The sequence below is a fragment of the Oceanicola sp. 502str15 genome, from assembly GCF_024105635.1.
Classification (GTDB): domain Bacteria; phylum Pseudomonadota; class Alphaproteobacteria; order Rhodobacterales; family Rhodobacteraceae; genus Vannielia.
On the sequence record NZ_WYDQ01000001.1, the window covers coordinates 2,904,821 to 2,929,217 of the forward strand.

A 24,397-nucleotide genomic window follows, 5' to 3' on the forward strand; every position below is an offset into this window, starting at 1 on the left:
GAAGGTCATGTATTCATATCTGAATGGCAAGCCTCCCCTCCTCCCTCGACTGGTCGCGCGTGCAGGCCTTTCTGGCGGTGATCGACGCGGGCTCGCTTTCGGGGGCGGCGCGGAAGCTTGGCACCAGCCAGCCCACGCTGGGCCGACAGGTGAAGGCGCTGGAAGATGCGTTGTCGACGCGGCTTTTCAAGCGCGAACCAAAGGGGCTGGCGCTGACCGAGGCGGGCGCGGCGCTGGTGGAGCCTGCGCGGGCGATGCAGGAGGCGGCGATGCGGATGGAGCTCACCGCTGCGGGCCGGGAGGAGGAGCTTGCTGGCACCGTGCGGATCACCGCGCCAGTCGCCGTCAGCCGCTGGCTCCTGCCCGGGATCATTGCCCGCATCCGGCGTGAGGAGCCGGACATCCAGATCGAGCTGGTGCCCAACGATGCCAGCGACAACCTGCTGTTTCGCGAGGCTGACATTGCGGTGCGGATGTATCAGCCGACCCAGCTAGACATCGTGGCCAAGCGGCTGGGCGACCTGCCGATGGGGCTCTATGGCGCCGAGTGCTACCTTGAGGGGCGGGAGCTACCGGCGACGTTCGACGCGATGATGGAGATGGACCTCGTGGGCAACGACCGCGAGGAGCGGATCATTCTGGGGCTCCGGCGGTTTGGCATGGCGGCCGACCGGCACAGCTTTGCGACGCGGGTGGATGACCAATCGGTTTACTGGGCACTGGTCTGTGCGGGCTGCGGGCTGGGCTTTGCGCCCTGCATGGTGGGCGATGTGGAGCCCGGGGTGGTGGCCCTGCTGCGGGGCGATCCGGTGCCGGCGCTGCCGATGTGGCTGGCCGCCCACGAGGAGCTGCGCCATGTGCCCCGGGTGGCGCGGGTGTGGGGTGTGCTGGCCGAGGCGCTGCCGCCGCTGCTTGACCCTGCTGCACCAAGGGCGTAGGCCCTCGCGCGACCCTATTTTGCAAAGACCTGCGAGGAGACCGCGATGAGCAACCCTTCCCTTCTGATCCTGCCCGGCGATGGCATCGGCCCCGAGGTGATGGCCGAGGTCCGCAAGGTGATCGACTGGTATGGCGAAAAGCGCGACCTCAAGTTCGATGTGTCCGAGGACCTGGTGGGCGGCTGCGCCTATGACAAGCACGGCACGCCCCTGACCGACGAGACCATGGCGAAGGCGCAGGAGGTGGACGCGGTTCTGCTCGGCGCCGTGGGCGGGCCGAAGTACGACAACCTCGATTTCAGCGTGAAGCCCGAGCGGGGCCTGCTGCGGCTGCGCAAGGAGATGGACCTGTTTTCCAACCTGCGCCCGGCGCAGTGCTTCGACGCGCTGGCCGACTTTTCGTCGTTGAAGAAGGACGTGGTGGCGGGCCTCGACATCATGATCATCCGCGAGCTGACGAGCGGTGTGTATTTCGGTGAGCCGCGCGGCATCATCAAGGAAGGCAACGAGCGGGTGGGGATCAACACTCAGCGCTACACCGAGAGCGAGATTGCCCGGGTGGCGCGGTCTGCCTTCGAGCTGGCCAGGAAACGCGGCAACAAGGTCTGCTCGATGGAGAAGGCCAACGTGATGGAGAGCGGCATCCTGTGGCGCGACGTGGTGCAGGAGATCCATGACGCCGAATATCCGGACGTCGAGCTGAGCCACATGTATGCCGACGCGGGCGCGATGCAGCTGACCCGCTGGCCCAAGCAGTTTGACGTGATCGTCACCGACAACCTGTTCGGCGACCTGCTGAGCGACCTCGCGGCGATGCTGACCGGCTCGCTGGGCATGCTGCCTTCGGCTTCGCTCGGTCTGCCGATGGCCAATGGCCGGCCCAAGGCGCTTTACGAGCCGGTCCACGGTTCGGCCCCCGACATCGCGGGCACCGGCAAGGCCAACCCGATCGCCTGCGTGCTGAGCTTTGCGATGGCGCTGCGCTACTCGTTCAGTGAGGGCGCCGAGGCCGACCGGCTGGAAGCGGCGGTGAACGCGGTGCTGGCTAAGGGCCTGCGCACGGCGGACCTGCTCGGCGAGGAGGGCGTGCAGCCGGTGAGCACCGCCGAGATGGGCGATGCGATTGTTGCGGCCCTCGAAGAGTCGCTCTGAGGCCTCTGTTGGAGTGGGGGCGCTGCCCCGTCGCCATTGGGCTCGAACCAATGGCGCCTCAATGGCGACTCCCGGAGATACTTGCAGCAAGAAAATGCAAGTTGGGTGGGGCCAATTTTAGACGAACTGTCCTGTTTCAGATCGGGAAGGCGCTTTCGAATTCGGAGGCGCCTTTTTTGCTGAAGGCGAGGTGGCGGGAGCCTTCGGTTCGGGTGGCCCAGCCTTGGGTGGTGGCGTGGGTGAGGATGGCGGCGCCGAGGCCGCCTGCGAGGTGCGTGCGGCGCTCGGACCAGTCGAGGCAGGCGCGGCAGAGTGGGCGGCGGCGGGCCTTCAGCGGGGCGAGGTCGATGCCCAGCGCGGTGATGCGGGCTTCTCCCGTGGGCGTGAGGGTAATGGCCTCGCGGTTGACGGTGAGGGCACCCGCGGCGGCGAGGCTGTCGAAGATGCGGATGCCGGCCAGCCCGGCGATATGGTCGTAGCAGATGCGGGCGTCGCGCAGCGCCGCGTCGCGCGGGCCGGTGCGGGTGCGCAGGTGGCCGCGCGCTGCGGCGAGCCCGGCGAGGGCTTCCAGCGTGGCGGCGACATCGGGGCCGGCGAGGGCGAAGTAGGCGTGGCGGCCCTGTTTGCGCCGCCAAAGCAGGCCTGCCTCCTCCAGCTTCGACAGATGACCCGAGGCGGTGGGCGGGGTGATGCCGGCCTCCTCCGCCAGCTCACCTGCCGTCAGCGCCTTGCCGGAGAGCAGGGCGGTGAGCATGTTGGCGCGGGCCGGGTCTCCGATGAGGGCGGCGATGCGGGTGATGTCGGGGCCTTCCTTCATGGAGGCAGGGTGAGCGCGGGGCGGCGGCCGGTCAAGCGGGGATGGTTCGTCCGGGGCCGAAGCATCGGCGCGGGCGGACGTGCGAGGAGGGGGCGAAAGGAGACGCCCATGATTACCTGTATCATCCGCTACGAGATCGAGCCCGCCCAGCGCGGGGACTTCGAGCAGTATGCCCGCACCTGGGGCCAGTGCATTCCGCGATGCGGGGCCGATCTGATTGGTTACTTCGCGCCCCATGAGGGATCGTCGACGCTGGCCTATGGGGTGTATTCGCTGCCCTCGCTCGCCGCCTACGAGGCCTATCGCGCCCGGCTGGCCGAGGATCCGCTGGGACGGGAAAATTATGCCTTTGCGCAGGAAAGGCGGTTCATCCGGCGGGAGGATCGGGCATTCTTCAAACTGGCATCAGGGAGGGCGGAATGATTGCAGTGATCTTCGAGGTGGAGCCGGCCGAGGGGCGGCGCGGGGAGTACCTTGACCATGCGGCGGCGCTAAAGGCGAGCCTGGAGGGGCATCCGGGGTTCATCTCGGTCGAGCGGTTCGAGAGCCTGACCACGCCCGGCAAGATGCTGTCGCTGAGCTTCTTCGAGGACGAGGACGCGGTACGGGCCTGGCGCAACCGGGCCGACCACCGGGCGCGGCAGGCCGCCGGGCGGAGGGGCGTGTTTGCCGGGTATCGGCTGCGGGTGGCGCAGGTGATCCGTGACTACGGGATGACCGACCGGGCGGAGGCGCCGGACGACAGCCGCGCCCTGCACGATTCCGCCCCCGATTGACGCCGCGCCGCAGCATGCTAGCAAGGGGAAACCCTCAGCGCGAATGCGGCCGATGACAGATCAGAGTCCGAACAACACCAAGGGCGCGCTTCTGGCGCTGCTGGCCTATGCGATCTTTTCCACCCACGACGTGGTGGTGAAGTACCTCGGCGAGAGCTACAGCCCGTTTCAGATCGTGTTCTTCTCGACGCTGATCGGCTTTCCGTTGGCCGTGTTCATGCTGATGCGCGACGCGAGCGACGGCAACCTGCGCCCCAAGCACCCGTGGTGGGTGGCGCTGCGCACGGTGTCGACGGTGGTGACGGGGGTGACGGTGTTCTACGCCTTCTCGGTGCTGCCGATGGCGCAGACCTATGCGATTCTCTTTGCCTCGCCGCTGCTCATCACCATCCTGGCGATTCCGATCCTTGGCGAGACGGTGCGGTTCCGTCGCTGGGCGGCGGTGATCGTCGGGCTCTGCGGGGTGATGGTGGTGCTGCGTCCGGGCAGCACGCCGCTGGACCTCGGCCACCTTGCGGCGATCGTGGGAGCGCTGTTTCATGCGCTGTCGTCCATCGTCGTGCGCAAGATCGGGCAGGACGAGCGCAGCGTGGTGATCCTGCTCTACCCGATGATGGCGAACTTCGTGGTGATGGCCTGCGCGATGCCGTTCTTCTACGAGCCGATGCCGGCGATCGACCTTGGCGGGCTTGGCGTGATCGCCGTTTTCGCCTTTGTGGCGACCGGGATCATGATCGTGGCCTACAAGGTCGGCGAAGCGGTGATCGTGGCGCCGATGCACTACAGCCAGATCATCTGGGCGGCGATCTTCGGCTATTTCATCTTTGGCGAGAGCCTCGATCGCTGGACGGTGGTGGGCACGCTGATCATCATGGCCTCGGGCCTCTACATCGTGCTGCGCGAGGGCCGTTCGACCGCTTCGGAGAACACCCCGGTTCTGCGCACCCGCACCCGCCACGACACCGGCACCTCGCTCCGCCTCGGCCCGCTGCTGCGGCGGTCGCAGAAATCGCCTTCGGCGGGCTGAAGGGGCCTTGCCAAAGCGGCGAAACGTGGTGTAACCCGCAGCCTCACGGTCGGAGTGTAGCTCAGCCTGGTAGAGCACTGTCTTCGGGAGGCAGGGGTCGGAGGTTCGAATCCTCTCACTCCGACCAATTTTCAGAGAGTTTTGGCGCGGTAGAGACAGTGAACAGGGGTTCACTGGAGCTTTTTGGCTGCGATGTTCGCTGCCGTGGGGCGGTGAGGCGGCGGTGCGGTGCGCTTGGCAGGTTCTCGGAGTTCGGGCAGCAGGATGCCGGCCTTTTGGCCTAGACCAGTTCGTAGATGTTCACGGTCTTCTGCCGCACCATGTCTGCTACAGCGACATCGAAGGCCTTGCAGTGCGGGGTTTCGACGTGTGCGGCGAAGGCGACCTCGTCGGTGTAGAGTTCGTATAGGAACACGCTGTTGCGGTCGGCGGAGAGGCAGACGTCGAACCGGTGGCATCCGGGTTCGTCCCCGAGGGAGCGGCGGGCGTTGTCCAGCATGAGGGGCAGGAAGGCGTCCATCTGGCCGGGGTGGGGTTCGAAGGTGACGGTGACGACGTACATGGGGCGTCCTTTCAGGATGTATGGGGGATTTCGGAGCGAGGCCGGGCGTGTGGATTGGCTGCAGTGGCGGGGTGTTCGGCCTGGCTCATGGCAGCATCCTCAGGGCGTCTTCGAAGAAGGTCTCTTTGCCGAAGTTGCCCGATTTGAGCGCGAGGGCCGTGGGTGCGCGCCCGAGTGTTTCGGTCCATGGCACTCCCGGGGCGATCTGGGGGCCGATCCTGAGGGCTTTGACGCCGAGGGCGGTGACCACCGCGCCGGAGGTTTCACCGCCGGCGACGACGATGCGGTGGAAGCCTTCGGCGTTGAGGGCCTGAGCGACGCTGGCGAGCGTGGTTTCCATGAGCGCTCCAGCGCGCGTGGCGCCAATGCGGGCCTGGGTGCGCGCGACTTCGGCGGGATCGGAAGATCCGTAGATCAGAACGGGTGCCCCGGCGGGTTGGCTGCGCGCCCAAGCGATAAGCGCTTCGGCCTCCGCTGCGCCTTCGACGGCGCGGGTCAGGTCGACCTTGCGGGCGGGCCAGAGGGAAGCGGCGCGGGCCACCTGGGCGCGGGTCGCCTGTGAGCAGCTGCCGGAAATGACCAGCGCGCGACCGTTTGCGGTGGGCAGGGCCGGGGCTGCGCCGGGCGCAAGGGTGCCGCGGGATCGGTGATAGTCCGGGAGGCCGAGGGCGATGCCGGAGCCGCCGGTGATCAGGCGGTGGCCGCCGATGGCTGTGCCGATGGTGCGCAAGTCCTCATCGGTCAGGGCATCGATCACGCCGTAACGGGCGCCCTCTGCCCGCAGGGTGGCGGTGTGCTCGGCTATCGCCTCTGCGCCTTGGCGGACGTGCTTGTGGGGGATCAGCCCGGTTTTGTGCCTGCTCTGCCGGTCCATCAGGCGGATCAGGCTGGAGTCGCGCATTGGCGTGAGGGGGTGATCCTTCATCGAGCTTTCGGCAAGGGGCACGTCACCGACGAAGAGGGTTCCCTTGTAGACCGTCCGGCCGTTGGCGGGGAAGGCAGGGCAGAGAATGGCGAAGGGCGCGCCGAGGTGGTCGAGCAGCGCGTCGGCCACCGGGCCGATGTTGCCCTCCGGGGTGGAATCGAAGGTGGAGCAGTATTTGAACAGGATCTGAACGGCGCCCTGTGACAGCAGCCAGTCGGCGGCGGCGCGGGACTGCGCTATCGCCTCGGCCTTGGGCGCGGTGCGGGTCTTGAGGGCCACGACGACGGCGTCGGCGCCTTGGGTCAGGGTCGAGGCGTCGGGCACGCCGATCACCTGAACGACCGACATGCCCTCCCGCGCAAGGGTGTTGGCAAGGTCGGTCGCGCCGGTGAAATCATCGGCAATGGCACCAAGGATGATGCCCATGGCTCAGCCCAGAAGGTCCAGCAACTCTCTGGTGACCGCGATGGTGCCCATATCGCCGCCAAACTCCATCGGCCGGAGGCGGTTGGCCTCGAAACCGTCCTGCACCGCGGTCTCGACCAGCTCGGCAGCCTCGGCCCAGCGGTCGTTGCCGGTGCGTTCGGCAAGGTAGTCGAGCATCAGCGCGCCGGAGAGCACGGCGGCCAGCGGGTTGGCCTTGTCCTGCCCCATGATGTCGGGCGCGGATCCGTGGGCAGGCTGGAACAGGCCGACCTCGTCACCGATTTCGGCGCAGGCCGCCATGCCCATGCCGCCGACAAGGCCGCCGCCCAGATCGGAGAGGATGTCGCCGAACATGTTTTCCATCACCATCACGTCGAAGTCCCAAGGCTTGCGGATCAGGTCCAGCGCCTGTGCGTCGACATAATTATGGGTGGCCTCGACCTCGGGATATTGCGGCGAGACCTCGTCGAAGATCTTGCGGAAGAAGGCCATGGAATTGAAAACATTGGCCTTGTCGACACAGGTCAGCTTGCCGAGACGGCCGCGAGCCTTGCGCTTTTCGGCGAGGCGGAAGCCGAAGTGAAACAGCTTTTCCGTCGTCGGGCGGGTGATGCGGAGCGTGTCGCGCACCTCGTCATCGCTGGAGAAATTGGGGCGCCCGTGCGTGGCGGCAGAGAAGAACAGGCCCTCGGTGGATTCGCGCAGGATCACCATGTCGATCCCGGCGGCGCGCGGGTCGGCCAGCCTTTGCGGGGCATTGGGATAGGCCTTGATCGGGCGGACCCCGGCATAGAGGCCGTAGCGGTCGCGCAGGCGGAGGTGGGGGGCAATCTCGGTGCCGTCTTCGTGGCGCACCGAGGGCAGGCCGATGGCGCCGAGGAAGATGGCGTCGAGTTCACCGGCGCGGGCCTCTCCTCCGGGCTCGATATCGCGCCCGCTCTCCTTGTAGTAGCCGGCCCCGGCGTTGATCTCTTCATAGGTCAGTGCAGGCAATCCGGCCTTGGCCACGGCGGCATCGACGACCTCGATTGCCGCGTTTGCGACGTCCACACCTATCCCGTCGCCCCGGATGAGGGCGATGCTCAGCTTCTCTGACATGATGTTCCTTCCGACCTAGAGCTGGCCCAGCTTGAATTTTTCCAGAATGGCCAGCAGTTCTTCGGCGGACCTCGTGCGGTGTTGCTTGAACAGGCGCCGCACCGACTCGCCGTCGCCTGCCCGCAAGTAATTGAGAATTTCGCGATGTTCCTGCGTGGACCGATGGGGCGGGCCGCGCATGCGCATGGTCACGACGCGGGCCCGGTGGGCCTGATCGTAGAGTGCGCGGACAAAGTCCTTCAGGCGGCGGTTTCCCTGCAGGTCGAGCAGGATCTGGTGAAAGCGATCGTCGGCTTCCGCCCAGGTGTCGAGATCCTCGCTCTCGAGCGCGGCCTCCATGTCGGCTGTCGCCTGCTCCAACGGCGCGAGCTCGGCCTCGCCGGGATTGGTTTCGGCGTAGCGGGCGGCGGCATCGGGTTCGAGCGAGGTGAGGATCTGGTAGATCTCGCGCATGTCCTCGGCGCGGATCGGCAGAACCCGCACGCCGCGGCGCGGGATCAGCTCGACAAGGCCCTCCCCCTCCAGACGGATCAGGGCCTCGCGCACCGGGGTGCGACTCATGCCGAGGCGCAGGGCGATTTCGGGCTCGGGTGCCTGAAAGCCCGGCGGCATCCGGTTGGTCCGGATCTCCTCCTTCAACAGCCCGTAGGCGGTTTCGACACGTGTTGACTTGGCGGCCTCTGCCATCCGGGAGATCCTCTCATTTCGGCAACAATTGCATCTCGCGTGGACGTCGTCAAATAAATTAATGCATACATTGACGAATGCAAAGCAAAATGCCTTAGTGTCCGAACTTGCCGGTGCTCCGGCGCAGAAATTGCCCAACCGTGGGCGGGAGGAGGAAAGATGAAACAGATGATTCTGACGGCGGCGGCCCTGTCGCTCGCCGCCACGGCGGCCAGTTCGGAAACGGTTCTCAAGATCCAGTCGTCGGCGCAGAGTGGCGCCTATGAATACAGCTACCTCGAAGACGAATGGGGCAAACGCCTTGCCGCCATGACCGGCGGCGAAGTGACCGTCGAGTTCTTCCCGATCAACGCCATCGTCGATCGCAACGAAACCCCCGAGGCGGTGATGGCCGGGGTGCTCAGCGGCGATCTGAACTCGGTGGCCTATTTCACCGGGCGCAACCCGGCCTTCGCGATCATGGGCGACCTGATCGCCGGTTACGACTCGCCCGAGCAGGTGCAAACCTTCTGCCGCCACGGCGGCGGGCGCGAGGCGCTTCAAGACCTCTGGGAGTCGGTGCTGCCCGGCGCGATGCACGTGGTCGGCTGCGGGGCGGTGTCCAAGGAGGCGCTGGTCTCCTCGGTCGAGATCCGCGGCGTGGACGACCTGAAAGGCGTCAAGATCCGCTCGCCCTCCGGCCTTGCCGCAACCGTGTTCCAGAAGGCGGGGGCCGCACCTGTGTCGATGTCGATCAGCGATGTGTTCACCTCGCTGGAGAAGGGCGTGATCGACGACGCCGACGCCTCGGCCTACATCAACAACTCCACCAGCGGCTTCCATCAGGTGGCCAAGTTCCCGCTCTATCCGGGCATCCACTCCATGGCGATGCGCCAGTTTGTCATCAATCAGGGCGTCTGGGACGGCATGACGGAAGATCAGCAGCTCTCCGTGGAAACATGGTTCTACGCCGCCTATGACGACCTGCGCCGCCAGCTCGACCTTCAGGACAAGCAGCAGGTGCAGGCCGATGAGGCCGGTGGCGAGATCACCGTGGTCGACTGGAGCCAGGAAGAGCGCGACAAGTTCCGCGTTCTGGCCGCGCAGGCCTGGGAGGAGACGGCAGAAAAGTCGCCCGAGGCCCGCAAGGCGCTCGATGCCCACTATGCCTTCATGAAGCAGATCGGCCTTCTGAAGCAGTAACAGCAGCACGACAGGAAGGGGCCGGCCACGCTGCGGGCCCCTTCAGCCACCGGGGAGGGGCAGGGATGCAGGCATATGTAACGATCATGGGGAAGGTCTCGGTCTTTCTCGGCAAGGTCTGCGGGGTGTTCTACCTCGCGGCCGTGGCGCTTTCGCTCTACGAGGTCTTCATGCGCTACGTGATGGGCGCGCCAACCTCCTGGACCTCCGAAACCATCATGGTTCTGGTGGCCACCGCCTGGATGCTCTGCGTCGGCGCGGTCACACAGCAGCGCCGCCACATCACCGTCACCACCATGGAAATCCTCGTCGGTGAGGCGCTTTGGAACCGGATGAAGAAAATCGCGATCCTTCTGTCCATGATCGGCGTGGCCGGGCTCGTGATCATGCTCTGGGAGCCGATGGTGAAGGTGCTCCGCGCGCCCCAGACCACCGGCAGCGCCTTCGATCCCTATACGCCGACCTACATCAAGCCAATGCTTCTGGCCTCAGCGGTGCTCTACTTCCTGCAACTGCTCGCAAACCTCCTGACACCAGCGCACCAGCGCCCCGCTCCCGCCGGCCTTGGAGTTGAATGATGGGCATCGAACTTGTCACCCTCTGCATCGTCTCGGCGCTGTTCATCCTCATGGCCATCGGGGTGCCGCTCGGCGCCTCGACCCTGCTGATCTCGGTCGCCACCGCCTACCTCGCCTACGGCAGCAACGGCTTTATCCTCGTCACCTCCGCCGTCACCAAGGTGATGGACAAGCAGACCCTCGTGGCGGTGCCCTTCTTCGTCTTCATGGCCAATATCATGGAGCGATCAGGGGTCGCGAAAGAGCTGTTCAACTCCATGGCCGTGCTCGGCGGCCGGATGAAAGGCGGCGTCGCGGTGCAAACCTGCCTCGTGGCCGTGGTGCTGGCGGCCATGTCGGGGATCGTGGGCGGCGAGATCGTGCTGCTCGGGCTCATCGCCCTGCCGCAGATGTTCCGTCTCGGGTATGACCGCAAGCTCTCCATCGGGGTGCTCTGCGCCTCGGGCTCGCTGGCCACGCTCATCCCGCCCAGCGTGGTGCTGATCGTCTATGGCGCCGAGGCCGGGGTGTCTGTGCGCGACCTGTTCACGGCGGGCGTTGGCCCCGGCGTGCTGCTGGCGTCGCTCTACATTGCCTATGTGCTGTTCCGGGTAAAGATGAGCCCCGCCATGGGCCCCGCCTATGACGCGCCCGAGGCCCACCTGCCGTTCTTCGAGCGGCTCGCCTACCTCAAGGGGCTTGTCCTGCCCTTCCTGCTGATCTTCGGCGTGCTCGGCTCGATCTACGGCGGCATCGCCACCGTCACCGAATCCGCGGCCATCGGCGCGGTCGGCTCGCTGATCGTGGCCGCCGCCCGGCGGGAGCTGACCACCAAGGGCGTGCGCGAGGCGCTCTGGGCGACGACGCTCACCACCGGCTCGATTCTCTGGCTCATCATCGGGGCCGTCAGCCTCGTGGGCATCTACAACCTGATGGGCGGCACCCGCTTTCTGAGCGGCATCCTCACCGGCCTCGACATGGCCCCGATCATGGTCATCATCGTGATGATGCTGATCATCTTCTTTCTGGGCACCTTCCTGGAGTGGATCGCCATCGTCTTCATCACCGTCCCGGTCTTTGCGCCGGTGGTGGTGCAGCTCGGATATGACCCGGTCTGGTTCGGCATCCTCTTTGCCATGAACATCCAGATCTATATGCTCTCGCCGCCCTTCGGCCCGGCGTGCTTCTACCTCAAGAGCGTGGCGCCCAAGGATGTGACGTTGCAGGAAATCTTCCTTGCCGTGCTGCCCTTCATCGGGCTCCAGATCATCGGGCTGGCGCTGGTCATGGCCTTCCCGCAGATCGCGCTCTGGCTGCCGGGCCTCTAGAAAGGACACCATCATGGATACCAATGACGAAGACCACGAGGTTTACGAGTTCGGCTGGTGGCCCGAGATCGTCGGCGCGATCGGCGTGGTGGTGCTGGTCTGGGCGCTGATCGCCCTCGCGCGGGGGGCGATCTAGCGCGGCGCGGGCGGGCGGCCCTAGCGGGTGCTCGCGTCAGCGAAGCTGTCGAACAGGTCAGCCGCGCCCATCTGGCCACCCTTGAGCATCACCCGCATGCCATTCCTGCCGGGGTCCGCGTGGCGGCCGGAGCAGATGCAGGCGCCCTGCCCCATGTCTGCAAGGTAGTCGAGCGCCGTGAACCCGAGACGGGCAACGATGCGGCTGGAGGTATCTCCGCCGGCGAGACCGAGGGCCCGGAGCGGCGACAGGGCCGCGATCCGGGCGACGACCCCGGCGCAGATGTCGGCGAGGGCGTCGGGGCCGTGGCGATAGTCGGCCTCCGGGTCGAGGTGCAGCAGCAGGGGGCGGTCGGCAGACATGCTTTCTGCGAGCCGGGCGGGGGTTTGCGGGTCGTCGAGCATTGCCGGGGTGAGTTCCACACGCTGGTAGGCCCGGGCCGTCGCGACCTGCGCGGCCGTGACCGAAGACCGCGACCCGGCAAAGGTGAGCAGCCCCCCCGGCGGTGGCGCGGGGGCGGATATGGTTGCGGGCTCCATCCCGGTGGCGAGGATCTCGGCAATCGAGCTTGCACCAATGAGAAGCTGACGCCCGCCTGCCTGCGCGAGCGCCTCGCCGATCCTTGGCAGGTCATCGGCGCTCATGACGTCGATCAGGGCGGGGCCTGCGCGCAGGATCTGGGCCACCTGATCGGTGTCATGCAGGCCGGGGAGGGTGATGCGCGTCAGCGGAGCGAGGCCCTGAGCCTCGAGGTGGCGGCCCAGATCGGCCTCCTGCATGGGCGTGACCGGATGGTGGGACATCACCGGGTGCCGGTCGATCCGATGCACCGCCCCGTCAGGCCCGCGTGCGAACAGCGTGCCGAAGGCGCAGTAACGCCCGAGGCTCGGCTGGCCCCCGATCACCGCCGTCACGTCCGGTTTGAACAGCGCGATGAGCTGACGTGCCACCGCGCCGATGCTGCCGACCTGTGGCGCGGAGTCAAAGGTGGAGCAGGTCTTTAGGTGAAGCACGTCTGGCGCCTCGCGGGAGATCATCGGCCATAGTGCCTCCACGACCTGCTCGGCGCGCGATGGTTGCAGGGAGCGGAGATCGGTTGCGATGCCGAGCACGTCGAGGCCATTTTCCGGCGCAGCATCACCGGTGACGAGGCGCGTGGCGAGCCCGCCGCGGGCATAGGTGGCGAGGCTGTCGGAGGCGCCGGTGAAATCGTCGCCGAGAAAGACGATCCGCGCGCCCATCAGCGGCTGCCGAAGAAGTCGAGGGCGGCAGCGAGGGCCGGCCGGTTGGCGGCTGCTTGGGCGAGGCTTTCTCCTTCGGAGAGCGCCTCGTAGGCGTCCCGCAGCGAGGCGATGCCCGCCGCCGGGCCACCCGGATGGGCGAGGATGCCGCCGCCGCACATGAACATCAGGTCCGCCGATCCCGCCGCCTCCAGCGCGGAGCCAAGCGTGCCGGCCCATTGGCCGGAGGAGAAGGCGGGCATGACCGCGTCGTCGGCGCCCTCGGCCAGTGGAGCGAGGCAGGCGCGGGCGGCCTCGGTGACTTCCTCGGCGCTGTCGACGAACTTGCCGCCGATCCCGTGGACATGCATGTGATCCACCCCGGCCAGCCGGTAGAGCGCCTGGTAGGCGGGGAAGGCCATGCCGAGCGCCGGGTGGCGGCTCATGGCGCCGAAGCCGTTGCGGTGGCCGTGGATCGCCAGCGGGGTGTGGGCGCGGAGGGTTTCCATTGCCGAGAGGCCGCACCAGTTGAGCGAGGCCATCACGCAGGTCCCGCCGTGCTGCGCCACGAGGTCGGCATGGCGGCGCATCGCGTCTGTCTCGTCGGTGATGTTGAAGGCCATCATGACGCGGCGGCCTGATGTGTCCTCCGCGCGCTTGATCGCTTCCATCACCAGCGGCACTCGTTGCGCAAGTGGGGCAACATCGGGGTTGGCGCAGATCTCGTCATCCTTGATGAAGTCGACACCGGCGGCACAGAGATCGGCCACGAGCGCGGCAATCGCCTCGGGGGTCATGCCGACGTTGGGCTTGATGATGGTGCCGAAGATCGGGCGGCCCTGCACGCCGAGGCTGGAGCGGGTGCCGGCGATGCCCTGCGCGGGCCGCGGGTAGCGGGCGCGGTATTCGGCTGGGATGGTGACATTGAGCAGCTTCAGCCCAGTGACTTCGCCCAAGTCGTAGAGGTTGCCTGAAACGGTGGCCGCCAGCGTTGGCAGGTTCTTCCCGATGTTGCCGACCGGAAAGGCAATGCGCACCCTTGCCCGGCGATACGGCCCCGGCGCGCCCTTGCGGGCGATATAGGCCGAGGTGAGCGAAGGTTCCTCCACCTCGCCCAGATCCTCGATGTCAAGCACCTGCGCCGCCGAGCGGGCGCGCAGCTCATCGGTTTCGCCAGCCACGCGAACGAAGGTGCCCGACGATTGCTCGCCTGCCATCATCGCCGCCACATCCTCCAGCGGAAACGGCGTTTCGATCAGGTAGTCGGCGGTGACGCGCTCCATCAGATCGCGGAGAGGTCGGGGAAGGGGCGCACGGGATCGCTGCCATCCCAGCCCACGGCGGCCTCGCGGATCATGTCGAACATCCGCCCCTTCGGCCCCATCACCTCGGAAAGCTCGATACAGGTGCCCGGATGATGCTCCTGCTCGAAATACACGAACCGCCCGTTCTGCCCCACGGTGCCAGACATCTTCACCGTGAAGCCCCGCGCCTCCATCATCGCCAGATCGTCGTCAAACTGCGTGGTCCAGAAGGCCACATGCTGCAAACCGCGCAGCCCCTTCTGCATGTAATCGCGATACATCGAGGGCACGTCATTGCGGGTCTGGATCAGCTCCACCTGCATCTCGCCCGAGTTCGCCAGCGCCACGGAGTTGTGCGGCACATAGCTCTCACCCCCGTAGGTGTAATTCTCGATCGGCACCTGCGGATTGTAGAACCACGGGCCAACGCCCATGACCTCCGACCAGTGCTTCATGCCGGCTTCGATATCGTCCACGACGATGCCGAGCTGTCGGATCGGGCCGAGTAGGTTGCTCATGGGCGCCTCATCTTGTCAGGGGGTGTTCATCAGGGTTTCGGGCAGCCAGGTCGACAGCGCCGGAACGGCGGAGACGACCAGCAGCGAAAGCAGAAGCGGGATGAAGAAGGGCATCACCCCGGCAATCACGCGGGTCACGGGCATCTTGGTGATGATCGTGATCATATAAAGGCTCATGCCCACCGGCGGCGTCAGCAGGCCGATCATCAGGTTGAGCACGAAGACAATGCCAAGCTGCAACGGGTCCACCCCGGCCATGGTGAGGGCAGGGGCGATGATCGGCGCGATGATCAGGATCGCGGCGATGCTCTCCAGCACCATGCCGACCACGAGCAGCAGGATATTGACCAGCAACAGCAGCAGCAGCGGGTTTTCGGTAAGCCCGAGCAGCAGGGCCGAGACCTTCATCGGCACCTGATCCAGCGTCAGCACCCAGGCGAAAAGCGCTGCGGTGGCCACGACGAATAGGATGTTGGCGGTGGCGGTGGTGGTGTCTTTCAGCGCCTCGAACAGCCCGCGCAGGGTGAGCGAGCGATAGATGAAGATGCCGATGAACAGCGCATAGGCCACGGTCACGCCCGCCACCTCGGTCGGCCCGAAGTAGCCCGACATCAGCCCGCCGATCAGCAGCACCGGGGCCAGCAGCGCCGGAAAGGAGATGGCGGCCTTGCGGGCCACGTCGGCGGGGCGGGCGGCGATGGTGTCGCGCGGCAGCGATTTGACCCGCGCCAGCACGGCGACCTGCACCATCAAAAGCGCGGTCAGCAGCAGCGCGGGCACGATCCCGGCCAGCAGCAGTTGCACCGCAGAGACATTCGCCACCGAGGCATAGATGATGATCGGGATCGAGGGCGGAAAGATCGGGCCGATGGTGGCGGCGGCCACGGTAAGGCCCGCGGCGAACTCGGGGCGGTAGCCCTGCCGCGTCATCTGGTCGATCTGGATCTTGCCGAGCGCGCCGATGTCGGCCAGCGCCGCGCCGCTCACGCCGGAAAAGATGAGCGAAACGAGGATCGAAACCTGCGCCACCGCGCCCCGGATGCGGCCCAGCACCATGCGTACAAGATCGAAGAGGTGAGTGGTGACTCCGGTCGCATTCAGCAGCGAGGCCGCGAAGATGAACAGCGGCACCGCCAGCAGCGGCGAGCTGTCGAGCGCGTTGAGGCTGCGCTGCGCCAGCACCGAAACCGGCAGCCCCTCGCTCACGATCACCACGGCGGCGGAAAGGCCGAGGCACACGGCAACCGGGGCGCCCGCGATCAGCAGAACGAAGAAGATGGTCAGCAGCAGGGCGGTCATGCGGTTTTCAGCGCCTCTTCCGCGCCCGCCTCGCCATAGGGGGCGGTCGGATTTTTGCCGCGCAGGGTGGCCGCGATCCGATCGAGCGCCACAAGCGCCAGAAACAGCGAGCCGGTCAGCGCGAGCGAATAGTAAAACCAGTTGGGCACCCGCATCGCCGGGGTCAGGAATTTGCCCGCTCGCGGCAGGAACTCGGCAAAGCTCCAGAGCAGCAGCGCGGCGAAGACCAGCGTGGCGATATCCGCCAGCAGTTGCAGCAGGCGGGCGGCGCGCCCGCCGAGCAGGTCGGGCAGCATGGTGACAGCCACCAGCGATTGCCGCCCCGCCAGCGCGGGCACCGACAGAAACACCAGCCCGATGCCGCTGAACCGGGCCAGCTCGTCGGCCCATGGCAGGCCGATATCAAGGAAGTTCCGGGCCGCGACCTGCGCCACCACCAGCACCGCCATCAGGGCGAGAAGGGTGAGGCCAAGCCCCACCCCCCAATTTGCCACGCGGGCGATCATGCTGCTGATGCGGCGCATTCCGGCGGGCTCAGATCGCGGCGATCTTGGCGTAGAGATCGCCGTATTCGGCGCCGAAACGTTCGTCGACCAGCTTCGACACGCTCTCGCGGAAGCCCGCCAGATCAAGCCCGTCTTCCTCGCCGATCACCGTCATGCCGAGATCGCGCAGCTGCTGGGTCTCGCCCTCCTCGTTGTCGAGAATGGCCTTGGTGGCCTTTTCGCGGGTCTGGGTCGAGGCTTCGCGCACGGCCTCTTTCTGGGCATCGGGCAGGCCCTGCCATACGTCCTCGTTCATCACCACGACCTCGGCGTTGCTCATATGGCCGGTCAGCATCAGGTGGCTCTGCACCTCGTAGAGCTTGACGTTGAGCACCACGTTCACCGGGTTCTCCTGCCCCTGCACCACGCCGGTGGCCAGCGCCGTGGGCACCTCCGACCAGTCGACCGGCACGGCAACGGCGCCCATGCCCTCTACGGCGGTGGTGTAGATCGGGAAGGGCACGGCGCGGATCTTCACGCCCTCAAGGTCCGCCGGGCCCATGACCGCCTTGTTGCAGGTCAGGTTGCGGCGGCCGAAGTAGTGGGCATAGATCACCCGCACGTTGGCGGCGGCGATCAGGCCCTCGTTCAGCTCCTGCATGACCGGGCTTTCCACGTCGGTCACCGCCATCAGGTGGTCGATGTCGCGGTAAAGATAAGGCGTGTCGAGCGCGGCGAAGGGCTGGTAGAGCGAGCCGAGCGCGCCGGCGGTGTTATGCGAGAAGGCGATTGTGCCGAGCGAAACCGCCTCGGCCAGCTCCTGCAACTTGCCCAGTTGGCTGTTGGGGAAGACCTGCACCTCAAGCTCGCCGCCCGAGGTCTGGCCGAGGGCTTCGGCAAACCAGTCGGCCTGCGCGCCGGCGACCGAGGCGACCTCGTTGTTGTGGCCATAGCGCAGGCTGGTGGCCGCAAAGGCGGGCCGCGCGACGAGCGGGGCCGCCAGCGCGGCGCCACCGAGGGCCAATACGGAGCGGCGGTTCAAACCGTTGAAGTGTGTCATCTCTCTCCTCCCGAGATTTCTGATGTATTCTGAGGCACAGGGCCGCAATCGCAAACGGCAAATCCTCAGGAAATCGTGTCTTTGACATAGGGTAGGGAATTGAACCATGATTGGTCCAGCAGATAAGATTGATGTATTTTGAGGGGTCTTGCCAGATGGCAACCAAAGCAGATCGCCCGCTTCTGACCGATATCGCCACGCGGGCCGGGGTTTCGATGGCCACGGTGGACCGGGTGGTGAACCGGCGAAAGGGCGTGTCGGAGCGCACCCGGCTGAGGGTTCTGGAGGCGGCGCGGGCCGTTGGCTACCTCGGGGATGAGGAAGCGGCGCATATCGGGGCGCAGCGGGCGATGAACATCACCGTGCTGTTGCCTGCGGGCACCAACCCCTACCTGCGGCTGCTGGGTGACAGGGTGCGGGCGCGGATTGGAGAGCGCGAGGCCAGCGCGCCCTTTTTGCGTTGTTTCTTCATCGAAAGCTTCAACGCCCCCGCTCTGGCGGCGGCCCTGCGCCGGGCGGCGGACTGGTCCGACGGGGTGGCGTTCTTTGCCATCGAACACCCGGAAGTGCGCGCCGCAGCGGCGGAGGTGGCGGCACAGGGGGTGCGGCTGGTGACACTGGTGTCCAACCACGGGGATCGCGCCGGGGTGGCGCACATCGGGCTCGACAACCACGCCGTCGGCCGCACGGCGGGGCTGCTGCTCGGGCGCCTTGCCGGACGGCGCGAGGGGGCCGTGGCGCTGGTGGCCGGGTCGCGGAACTACCGGGCGCACAGCGAGAGGGAGGCCGGGTTTCTGAGCCTGCTCGACGAGATGTTTCCGGCCCTCAGCCTCGTCGGCTTACGGGAAGGGCATGACGATGCCGCCCAGAACTATCGGCACACGTTGGCGCTGCTCGATCAGCAGCCGGATCTCGTGGGGATCTACAACGTTGGCGGCTCGTCGGGCGGAATCACCCGCGCCCTGCGGGAGCGCGGGCGCGAGGAGGTCGTGTTCATCGGTCACGGGCTTACCGCCGACACCCGCCGCGCCCTGCTAGATGGAACCATGGATGCGGTTTTCGATCAGGACCCGGACCTGCTGCTCGACCGCGCCCTGGCCGCGCTCGCCCGGGCGCAGGCCCCCCAGGGGGCGCTGAAGCTCGATATCTACTTTCGTGAGAACCTGCCCTGACGGCCGGGGGCCTCAGCCCATGCCCAGCAGCCAGAGCACCAGCGGGATCGTGGCCACGGCGGCGAGGGTCTGGGATGTGACGAGGCCCGCCATCAGCGTGCCGTCGCCGCCGAGCTGGCGGGTAAGGACGTAGGCGGTGGGGGCGACGGGAATGGCGGAGAAGACCACCATCACGAGCGCCTCGGTTCCGGTGAGGCCCATCGCGCCCGCGATGAAGGCGGCGAAGAGGGGCATGGCGATGAGGCGCAGGGCGCCGATGCCGACCAGGGGCAGGAAGTCCTGGCGCAGCGCCTCGGGGCGCAGGGCGGCGCCGACGCAGAGCAGGCCGAGGGGCAGGCTGGCGCGGCCCATCAGGTCGAGAAAGCGGTCGGTGCCGAGCGGCAGGCCGATGCCGGAAAGCGTCAGGGCGATACCGGCGAGGCAAGCGAGGATCAGCGGGTTGGTCAGGATGCTGCGTGCCATGGCGGGGGCCGCGCGCAGGCCGGTCTGCTCCGAGAGCGCCATGATAGAGAGCACGTTGACGAAGGGCACCGCGATGGCGAGGTAGACCGCCGCCTGCCCCAGCCCCGCCGTGCCCGTGAGCCCGGCCGTGACCGCGAGGCCGATATAGGTGTTGAACCGCACCACCCCCTGGAAGGCCGGGCCGTAGCGCGCCGGTCTTGCAGGCAGCACGAAGCGGCGCAGGGCCCAGAGCGCGAGCGCCGCGAGCGAGATGGCGACGAGCGCCGCCCCGCCCATGCGCAAGATCGCCGGATCGGTCAGCGGTGCATTGGCAAGGCTCGAGACCAGCAGGGCCGGAAACAGGAGGAAGTAGTTCAGCTTCTCGGCGGCGGGCCAGAAGCCCGGATCGGGCCAGCCCCTGCGGGAGAGCAGGAAGCCGAGGCAGATCAGGGCAAAGAGCGGCCAGATGGTGAGGATGAGCATGGGCGGTTTTCCGGTGTCGGCCCACGTGGGTTACGGCGTGGTGCTCCCGGGGGCAAGCGGTTGGGCCGATCGCCGGGCGCGCTGCACCGTCAGCAGGAAGGCCACGATGAAGCAGAGGGTCATGGCCAGCACGATGGTGGGGGCCGGGGCCGAATTGAGCCAGAAGCTGGCGTAGGTTCCCGCAAGGGCGCAGCCCAGCGCGAGGCCGACGGAGACCATCAGCATGGCATGGAACCGCCGGGTCAGCAGGAAGGCCGTGGCTCCCGGCGCGATCAGCAGGGCGATGGCGAGGATGATGCCCACCGCCTTCAGCGCCGCGACAATGGTGAGGGAGAGCGCCACCAGCAGCCCGTAGTGCAGCCAGCCCACCGGTAGCCCCGAGGCCTTGGCCTGGGTCGGGTCGAAGGCGTGGAGCAGCAGGTCTTTCCACTTCACGGCGAGGGCAAGGGCGACGGCGCCACCGATGATCCCGGCTTCCCAGAGGTCGGCAGGCCCGATGCCGAGGATGTCGCCGAAGAGGATGTGATCGAGGTGCACATCGGAGGCGATGGCGGTGTAGATCACGAGGCCGAGCGCGAACATGCCGGAGAAGACCACGCCCATCACCGTGTCCTGCTTGATGCGGGAATTCTCCTGCAGGTAGCCGGTGGCCAACGCGCAGCCCATCCCGGCGAGGAAGGCCCCGATGCCGAGGGGGAGGCCGACGATATAGGCCAGCACCACGCCGGGAAGGACGGCGTGAGAAACCGCATCGCCCATCAGCGACCAGCCCTTCAGAACGAGGAAGCAGGAGAGCATCGCCGCCGGCACCGAGATAAGCGCAGCCACGGCGAGGGCGTACTGCATGAACGGCAGTTGGAACGGCAGCAGCAGCTCTTCGATCATTGCAGGGCCTCCCGGGCGCGGCGGCGGGCCGCCAGCATGCCGTGGGTGGGGGCAAGGAAGAAGGCCACGAGGAAGAGGCCAACCTGCAGCAGCACGATCACCCCGCCGGTGGCGCCGTTGAGGAAGTAGCTGATGTAGGCCCCGAAGAAGCCCGTGCCCGCGCCGATCGCCACCGAGAGCCAGATCAGGCGGTGGAAGCGGTCTGTCAGCAGGTAGGCGGTGGCGCCGGGGGTAACGACCATGGAGATGACGAGGAAGGCTCCCACGGTCTGCAGCGCGGCCACGGTGGAGGCGGCGAGCAGGGTGAAGAAGAGGATGCGCAGCCCATTGGTGTTGAGGCCGATGGAGCGGGCGTGGCTTTCGTCGAAGAAGGTCACCATCAGGTCGCGCCACTTGGCGGTGAGAATCACCAGCGTCACCACCGCGATGATGACGAGTTGCAGCGTGTCACCGGGCGTGATGGCGAGGATGTTGCCAAGGGTGATGGTCTGGATGTTCACCGGCACGGGGGAGACCGAGACCATGAAGAGGCCGAGGCCGAAGAAGCTGGTGAAGATCAGCCCGATGATCGCGTCTTCCTTCAGGCCCGTGCGCTGGTTGAGAAACAGCATCGCCCCTGCGGCCAGCCCGCCTGAGAGAAAGGCGCCCAGCGCGAAGGGCAGGCCGAGCATGTAGGCCCCGGCCACGCCCGGCACGATGGCATGGGAGAGCGCATCGCCGATGAGCGACCAGCCCTTGAGCATCAGGAAGGCGGAGAGGAAGGCGCAGACGCAGCCGACCAGGGCCGAGACCCACATGGCGTTGGTCATGTAGGCATAGGAGAAGGGTTCGAGGAGGATCATTCCCAGTCCTCGTCTTCTTCCGGGTCGGCGGGATCCTTGTGCTCTTGGTACATGACGAAGGGGCGTTCGTCGTCGGTGATGACGGTGATGCTGCGCGCGTCTTCGTCATCGTGCAGGTCGGCCCCGCCGAGGACGAAGTGGCGGAGCACGCCGCCGAAGGCCTCTTCGAGGTTTTCGCGGGTGAAGGTCTGGGAGGTGGGGCCGTAAGCGAGCACGGTGCCTTTCACCAGCACCGTCCTGTCGCAGAACTCGGGCACGGAGCCGAGGTTGTGGGTAGAAACCAGCATCACCCGGCCCTCGTCGCGCAGCTCGCGCAGGAGCTTGATGATCTCTTCCTCGGTGGTCACGTCGACGCCGGTGAAGGGCTCGTCGAGCAGGATCACCCTGCCCTCCTGCGCAAGGGCACGGGCGAGGAACACCCGCTTGCGCTGCCCGCCCGAAAGCTCGCCGATCTGACGGTGGCGGAAGTCGGACATGCCGACGCGGGCGAGCGAGGCCGTCACCGCCTCGCGGTCGGCGGCGCGGGGGCGGCGCAGAAAGCCCATGTGCCCGTAGCGGCCCATCATCACCACGTCTTCCACCAGAACCGGAAAGGCCCAGTCGACCTCCTCGGCCTGGGGGACATAGGCAACGAGGTTCTTCTTGAGCGCCTCGCGCACCGGAAGGCCGAGCACGCGGATATCGCCCGCCGCCACGTTCAGGAAACCCATGATGGCCTTGAACAGTGTGGATTTGCCCGCGCCGTTCACGCCTACGAGCGCGGTGATCGTGCCCTTCGGGATCTCGAAGCTGGCGTGGCTCAGCGCGGTGTGGCCGTTGCGGTAGGTGACGGTGATGTCATCCACCAGCACGCCGCCCCCTGCTGCGGGGGTGCCGGGCTCGTGGTGTTCCAGCGGATCGGGGGCGAGGCTCATTGCGCGGCCCCGGTCAGCCCGTCGAGGATGGTCTGGGAGGTCACGCGCAGCAGGTCGAGGTAGGTGGGCACCGGGCCGTCCGCTTCGGTCAGGCTGTCGACGTAGAGCACGCCGCCATAGGCCGCGCCGGTCTCGCGGGCGACCTGGCGGGCCGGTTTGTCGGAGATGGTGCTTTCGGAGAAGACCACCTTGATGTCGTGCTCGCGGATCGCGTCGATCACGCCGCGCACCTGTTGCGGTGTGCCCTGCTGGTCGGCGTTGATCGGCCAGAGAAACAGCTCTTTCAGCCCGTAGTCGCGGGCGAGGTAGGAGAAGGCCCCCTCGGAGGTGACGAGCCAGCGCTCCTCCTCGGGCAGGGCGAGGATGGCATCGCGGATCGGCGCGATGGTGGCGGCGATTTCGGCCTTGTAGGCCTCTGCATTGGCCATGTAGGTCGCCGCGTTATCCGGGTCGTGCTCGGCCATGGCGGCGGCGATGTTGTTTACGTAGATCTCGGCCGAGGTCAACCCCATCCAGGCGTGGGGATTGGGCTTGCCGTCATAGGGGCCGGAGGTGATGGACATCGGCTCCACCCCCTCACTGACCACGGCAGAGGGCACCCCGCCGAGGTTGCGGAAGAACTTTTCGAACCAGAGCTCGAGGTTGAGGCCGTTCCACAGGATCAGGTCGGCATCACGCGCGGCCAGAATGTCGCGCGGGGCGGGGGCGTAATTGTGGATCTCGGCACCGGGCGGCGTGACCGAAACCACCTCGGCGGTCTCCCCGGCCACGTTGCGGGCCATGTCGGCAATCACGGTGAAGGTTGTGGCGACCCGGAACTTCTCGGCCCAGCCGGCGGCGGGCCAGAGGGCGAGGGTGGCGAGAAGGAGGGCGGTGAGGCTGCGCATGAGCTTTCCTGCTTGGCTGTTCGGGAGGAGGATATGTCGGGCGAGGGCCGAGTCAATGCAAATGCGAATGAGTTGCAATTAAATGTGCAGGTGCAGCATCAGGGGTGGCCTCCCCTGCCCGGCCAGAAAAGCCTTCACATCCACGAAACCCTGCTTCTAAGATGATCGCGATCTGTGGCCGCGCCGTGGAACCGTATTCCGCCAAGCGAAAGAGCCGCCGACAACTGGGAGAGAGATATGCACATGATGACTAAGGTGGCCGTGGCCGCCCTGATGACCGCCGGAATCGCCGGGGAAGCTGCTGCCACCGAATGGAACGTTTCGGTCTGGGGCAAGCGCCGGGCCTTTACCGAGCACGTGGAGAAGATGGCCGAGCTGGTGAGCGAGAAGACCGGCGGCGAATTTACCATGAACATCAGCTACGGCGGGCTTTCGAAGAACACCGAGAACCTTGATGGCATCGAGATCGGCGCCTTCGAGATGGCGCAGATCTGCGCCGGCTATCACCCCGACAAGAACCCCTCGCTCACTGTGCTCGAGCTGCCCTTCCTTGGCGTCGACACGCTCGACAAGGAAGTCGAGGTAAGCTTTGCGCTCTATGAGCATCCGGCGGTGAAGGAAGACCTCGCACGCTGGAACGCCACCCTGCTGATGCCCTCGCCGATGCCGCAATACAACATCGCCGGCGTGGGCGATGCGCCCAAGACGCTGGAAGACTACTCCGGCCTCACCGTGCGGGCGACCGGCGGGATCGGCCGGGCGATGGAGACCGTGGGCGCGGTGCCGACTTCGGTGACATCTTCCGAAGCTCGCCAAGCACTGGATTCGGGCGTGGTGAAGGGCGTGGCCTTTGCGCCCCATGCCCACATGAGCTTTGGCACCATCGAAGGCGCCAAGTGGTGGACGACCAACCTCAACCCCGGCACGGTGCAATGCCCGATCGTGGTGAACACCGATGCGCTGAACGCGCTGAGCGATTCCGAGCGCGAGGCGCTGATGGGTTCGGTCGACGAGGCGATCCAGCACTATGTCGACAACTACAACGGCGCAACCATGTCGAAGTGGGGCCCGCTGCTGGAGGAAAAGGGCATTGAGCAGGTGACCTATTCCGACGAGGCGCTGCAGGCCTTCCGCGATCAGGCCGCCGGCCCGATTGCCGCAGCCTGGGTCGAGGACAATGCGGCCAAGGGGCTTCCGGCGCAGGAGCTGCTGGACCTCGTGCAGGGCGTCATCGGCGGCGACAGCTGATACGACGCGCAATCTGAAGACACGGCGG

At 66.7% G+C, this 24,397-nt stretch carries 27 protein-coding genes and 1 tRNA gene; 12 read left to right on the forward strand and 16 right to left on the reverse strand.

Going from position 1 to position 24,397, the window contains the following annotated elements:
• Positions 1 to 23 precede the first annotated feature (23 nt).
• Positions 24 to 938: a LysR family transcriptional regulator gene (locus tag GTH22_RS14190; protein ID WP_252946177.1), complete on the forward strand. Its 915-nt coding sequence runs from the start codon at positions 24 to 26 to the stop codon at positions 936 to 938.
• Between the two features lie 45 nt (positions 939 to 983).
• Positions 984 to 2,090 carry a 3-isopropylmalate dehydrogenase gene (gene leuB, locus GTH22_RS14195; RefSeq protein ID WP_252946178.1) on the forward strand — a complete coding sequence of 369 codons (1,107 nt, stop codon included), beginning with the start codon at positions 984 to 986 and terminating at the stop codon, positions 2,088 to 2,090.
• A 136-nt stretch (positions 2,091 to 2,226) separates the two neighbouring features.
• On the opposite strand, the gene GTH22_RS14200 is transcribed toward leuB, so the two are convergent.
• Positions 2,227 to 2,907 (reverse strand): helix-turn-helix transcriptional regulator, encoded by a 681-nt coding sequence (locus GTH22_RS14200; RefSeq protein ID WP_252946179.1) that lies wholly within the window; start codon positions 2,905 to 2,907, stop codon positions 2,227 to 2,229.
• A 108-nt stretch (positions 2,908 to 3,015) separates the two neighbouring features.
• On the opposite strand from GTH22_RS14200, the gene GTH22_RS14205 reads away from it, so the two are divergent.
• The 4 genes from GTH22_RS14205 to GTH22_RS14220 all read left to right on the forward strand — a co-directional run bounded on the left by GTH22_RS14205 (position 3,016) and on the right by GTH22_RS14220 (position 4,837).
• Positions 3,016 to 3,330 (forward strand): NIPSNAP family protein, encoded by a 315-nt coding sequence (locus tag GTH22_RS14205; protein WP_252946180.1) that lies wholly within the window; start codon positions 3,016 to 3,018, stop codon positions 3,328 to 3,330.
• Positions 3,327 to 3,683: an antibiotic biosynthesis monooxygenase gene (locus GTH22_RS14210; RefSeq protein WP_252946181.1), complete on the forward strand. Its 357-nt coding sequence runs from the start codon at positions 3,327 to 3,329 to the stop codon at positions 3,681 to 3,683. Before GTH22_RS14205 ends, GTH22_RS14210 begins: the two co-directional genes overlap by 4 nt.
• A gap of 52 nt (positions 3,684 to 3,735) precedes the next feature.
• Positions 3,736 to 4,710 (forward strand): DMT family transporter, encoded by a 975-nt coding sequence (locus GTH22_RS14215; protein WP_252946182.1) that lies wholly within the window; start codon positions 3,736 to 3,738, stop codon positions 4,708 to 4,710.
• 50 nt (positions 4,711 to 4,760) lie between these two features.
• Positions 4,761 to 4,837: transfer RNA gene (locus GTH22_RS14220), tRNA-Pro, on the forward strand.
• Between the two features lie 153 nt (positions 4,838 to 4,990).
• On the opposite strand, the gene GTH22_RS14225 is transcribed toward GTH22_RS14220, so the two are convergent.
• The 4 genes from GTH22_RS14225 to GTH22_RS14240 form a co-directional block, all read right to left on the reverse strand.
• The gene (locus GTH22_RS14225) at positions 4,991 to 5,272 is read right to left on the reverse strand and encodes a putative quinol monooxygenase (RefSeq protein ID WP_252946183.1); all 282 of its coding nucleotides are present in this window, start codon (positions 5,270 to 5,272) and stop codon (positions 4,991 to 4,993) included.
• Positions 5,273 to 5,357: 85 nt separating this feature from the next.
• On the reverse strand, positions 5,358 to 6,623 hold the full coding sequence (gene otnK / locus GTH22_RS14230; RefSeq protein ID WP_256471588.1) for a 3-oxo-tetronate kinase: 1,266 nt from the start codon (positions 6,621 to 6,623) through the stop codon (positions 5,358 to 5,360).
• 3 nt (positions 6,624 to 6,626) lie between these two features.
• Entirely contained in the window at positions 6,627 to 7,721 is a 1,095-nt protein-coding gene (locus GTH22_RS14235; protein WP_252946184.1) for an isocitrate/isopropylmalate dehydrogenase family protein, read from the reverse strand.
• A 15-nt stretch (positions 7,722 to 7,736) separates the two neighbouring features.
• Complete coding sequence (locus GTH22_RS14240; RefSeq protein ID WP_252946185.1) at positions 7,737 to 8,408, reverse strand: GntR family transcriptional regulator; 672 nt, start codon at positions 8,406 to 8,408, stop codon at positions 7,737 to 7,739.
• Positions 8,409 to 8,567: 159 nt separating this feature from the next.
• On the opposite strand from GTH22_RS14240, the gene dctP reads away from it, so the two are divergent.
• The 4 genes from dctP (at position 8,568) to GTH22_RS22125 (ending at position 11,611) form a co-directional block, all read left to right on the forward strand.
• Positions 8,568 to 9,590: a TRAP transporter substrate-binding protein DctP gene (dctP, locus tag GTH22_RS14245; RefSeq protein WP_252946186.1), complete on the forward strand. Its 1,023-nt coding sequence runs from the start codon at positions 8,568 to 8,570 to the stop codon at positions 9,588 to 9,590.
• Between the two features lie 65 nt (positions 9,591 to 9,655).
• Positions 9,656 to 10,168, forward strand: coding sequence for a TRAP transporter small permease subunit (locus GTH22_RS14250; protein ID WP_252946187.1), 513 nt, complete (start codon positions 9,656 to 9,658; stop codon positions 10,166 to 10,168).
• Positions 10,168 to 11,475, forward strand: coding sequence for a TRAP transporter large permease subunit (locus GTH22_RS14255; RefSeq protein WP_252946188.1), 1,308 nt, complete (start codon positions 10,168 to 10,170; stop codon positions 11,473 to 11,475). The genes GTH22_RS14250 and GTH22_RS14255 overlap by 1 nt, the downstream gene beginning before the upstream one ends.
• Positions 11,476 to 11,488: 13 nt before the next feature.
• Complete coding sequence (locus tag GTH22_RS22125; protein WP_256471589.1) at positions 11,489 to 11,611, forward strand: hypothetical protein; 123 nt, start codon at positions 11,489 to 11,491, stop codon at positions 11,609 to 11,611.
• A gap of 20 nt (positions 11,612 to 11,631) precedes the next feature.
• Here GTH22_RS22125 and GTH22_RS14260 read toward each other — a convergent pair whose 3' ends face one another.
• Genes GTH22_RS14260 through GTH22_RS14285 form a run of 6 tightly spaced genes read right to left on the reverse strand, consistent with a single transcriptional unit; the run spans position 11,632 to position 17,497 of the window.
• Entirely contained in the window at positions 11,632 to 12,852 is a 1,221-nt protein-coding gene (locus GTH22_RS14260) for a four-carbon acid sugar kinase family protein (RefSeq protein WP_252946189.1), read from the reverse strand.
• A complete protein-coding gene (locus tag GTH22_RS14265; protein ID WP_252946190.1) occupies positions 12,852 to 14,114 on the reverse strand; it encodes a RuBisCO large subunit C-terminal-like domain-containing protein in 1,263 nt (420 codons plus the stop codon). Before GTH22_RS14265 ends, GTH22_RS14260 begins: the two co-directional genes overlap by 1 nt.
• Positions 14,114 to 14,653, reverse strand: a complete 540-nt coding sequence (locus GTH22_RS14270) for a VOC family protein (protein ID WP_252946191.1) — start codon at positions 14,651 to 14,653, stop codon at positions 14,114 to 14,116. The genes GTH22_RS14265 and GTH22_RS14270 overlap by 1 nt, the downstream gene beginning before the upstream one ends.
• Before the next feature lie 15 nt (positions 14,654 to 14,668).
• Entirely contained in the window at positions 14,669 to 15,952 is a 1,284-nt protein-coding gene (locus GTH22_RS14275; protein WP_252946192.1) for a TRAP transporter large permease, read from the reverse strand.
• On the reverse strand, positions 15,949 to 16,476 hold the full coding sequence (locus tag GTH22_RS14280; protein WP_252946193.1) for a TRAP transporter small permease: 528 nt from the start codon (positions 16,474 to 16,476) through the stop codon (positions 15,949 to 15,951). Before GTH22_RS14280 ends, GTH22_RS14275 begins: the two co-directional genes overlap by 4 nt.
• Before the next feature lie 10 nt (positions 16,477 to 16,486).
• Positions 16,487 to 17,497 (reverse strand): TRAP transporter substrate-binding protein, encoded by a 1,011-nt coding sequence (locus GTH22_RS14285; RefSeq protein ID WP_252946194.1) that lies wholly within the window; start codon positions 17,495 to 17,497, stop codon positions 16,487 to 16,489.
• A 155-nt stretch (positions 17,498 to 17,652) separates the two neighbouring features.
• Here GTH22_RS14285 and GTH22_RS14290 point away from each other — a divergent pair, with 155 nt between their 5' ends.
• Positions 17,653 to 18,669 carry a LacI family DNA-binding transcriptional regulator gene (locus tag GTH22_RS14290; protein ID WP_252946195.1) on the forward strand — a complete coding sequence of 339 codons (1,017 nt, stop codon included), beginning with the start codon at positions 17,653 to 17,655 and terminating at the stop codon, positions 18,667 to 18,669.
• Positions 18,670 to 18,681: 12 nt separating this feature from the next.
• Here GTH22_RS14290 and GTH22_RS14295 read toward each other — a convergent pair whose 3' ends face one another.
• The 5 genes from GTH22_RS14295 to GTH22_RS14315 are packed head-to-tail and all read right to left on the reverse strand — an operon-like array spanning position 18,682 to position 23,121.
• Positions 18,682 to 19,593: an AEC family transporter gene (locus GTH22_RS14295; RefSeq protein ID WP_252946196.1), complete on the reverse strand. Its 912-nt coding sequence runs from the start codon at positions 19,591 to 19,593 to the stop codon at positions 18,682 to 18,684.
• Between the two features lie 30 nt (positions 19,594 to 19,623).
• Positions 19,624 to 20,478 carry a metal ABC transporter permease gene (locus GTH22_RS14300; protein WP_252946197.1) on the reverse strand — a complete coding sequence of 285 codons (855 nt, stop codon included), beginning with the start codon at positions 20,476 to 20,478 and terminating at the stop codon, positions 19,624 to 19,626.
• A complete protein-coding gene (locus tag GTH22_RS14305) occupies positions 20,475 to 21,320 on the reverse strand; it encodes a metal ABC transporter permease (protein ID WP_252946198.1) in 846 nt (281 codons plus the stop codon). The genes GTH22_RS14300 and GTH22_RS14305 overlap by 4 nt, the downstream gene beginning before the upstream one ends.
• A complete protein-coding gene (locus tag GTH22_RS14310) occupies positions 21,317 to 22,234 on the reverse strand; it encodes a manganese/iron ABC transporter ATP-binding protein (protein ID WP_252946199.1) in 918 nt (305 codons plus the stop codon). Before GTH22_RS14310 ends, GTH22_RS14305 begins: the two co-directional genes overlap by 4 nt.
• Positions 22,231 to 23,121, reverse strand: coding sequence for a metal ABC transporter substrate-binding protein (locus tag GTH22_RS14315; protein ID WP_252946200.1), 891 nt, complete (start codon positions 23,119 to 23,121; stop codon positions 22,231 to 22,233). Before GTH22_RS14315 ends, GTH22_RS14310 begins: the two co-directional genes overlap by 4 nt.
• Before the next feature lie 237 nt (positions 23,122 to 23,358).
• Between GTH22_RS14315 and GTH22_RS14320 the strand changes: the two genes are divergently transcribed.
• Positions 23,359 to 24,369: a C4-dicarboxylate TRAP transporter substrate-binding protein gene (locus GTH22_RS14320; protein ID WP_252946201.1), complete on the forward strand. Its 1,011-nt coding sequence runs from the start codon at positions 23,359 to 23,361 to the stop codon at positions 24,367 to 24,369.
• Positions 24,370 to 24,397 lie beyond the last annotated feature (28 nt).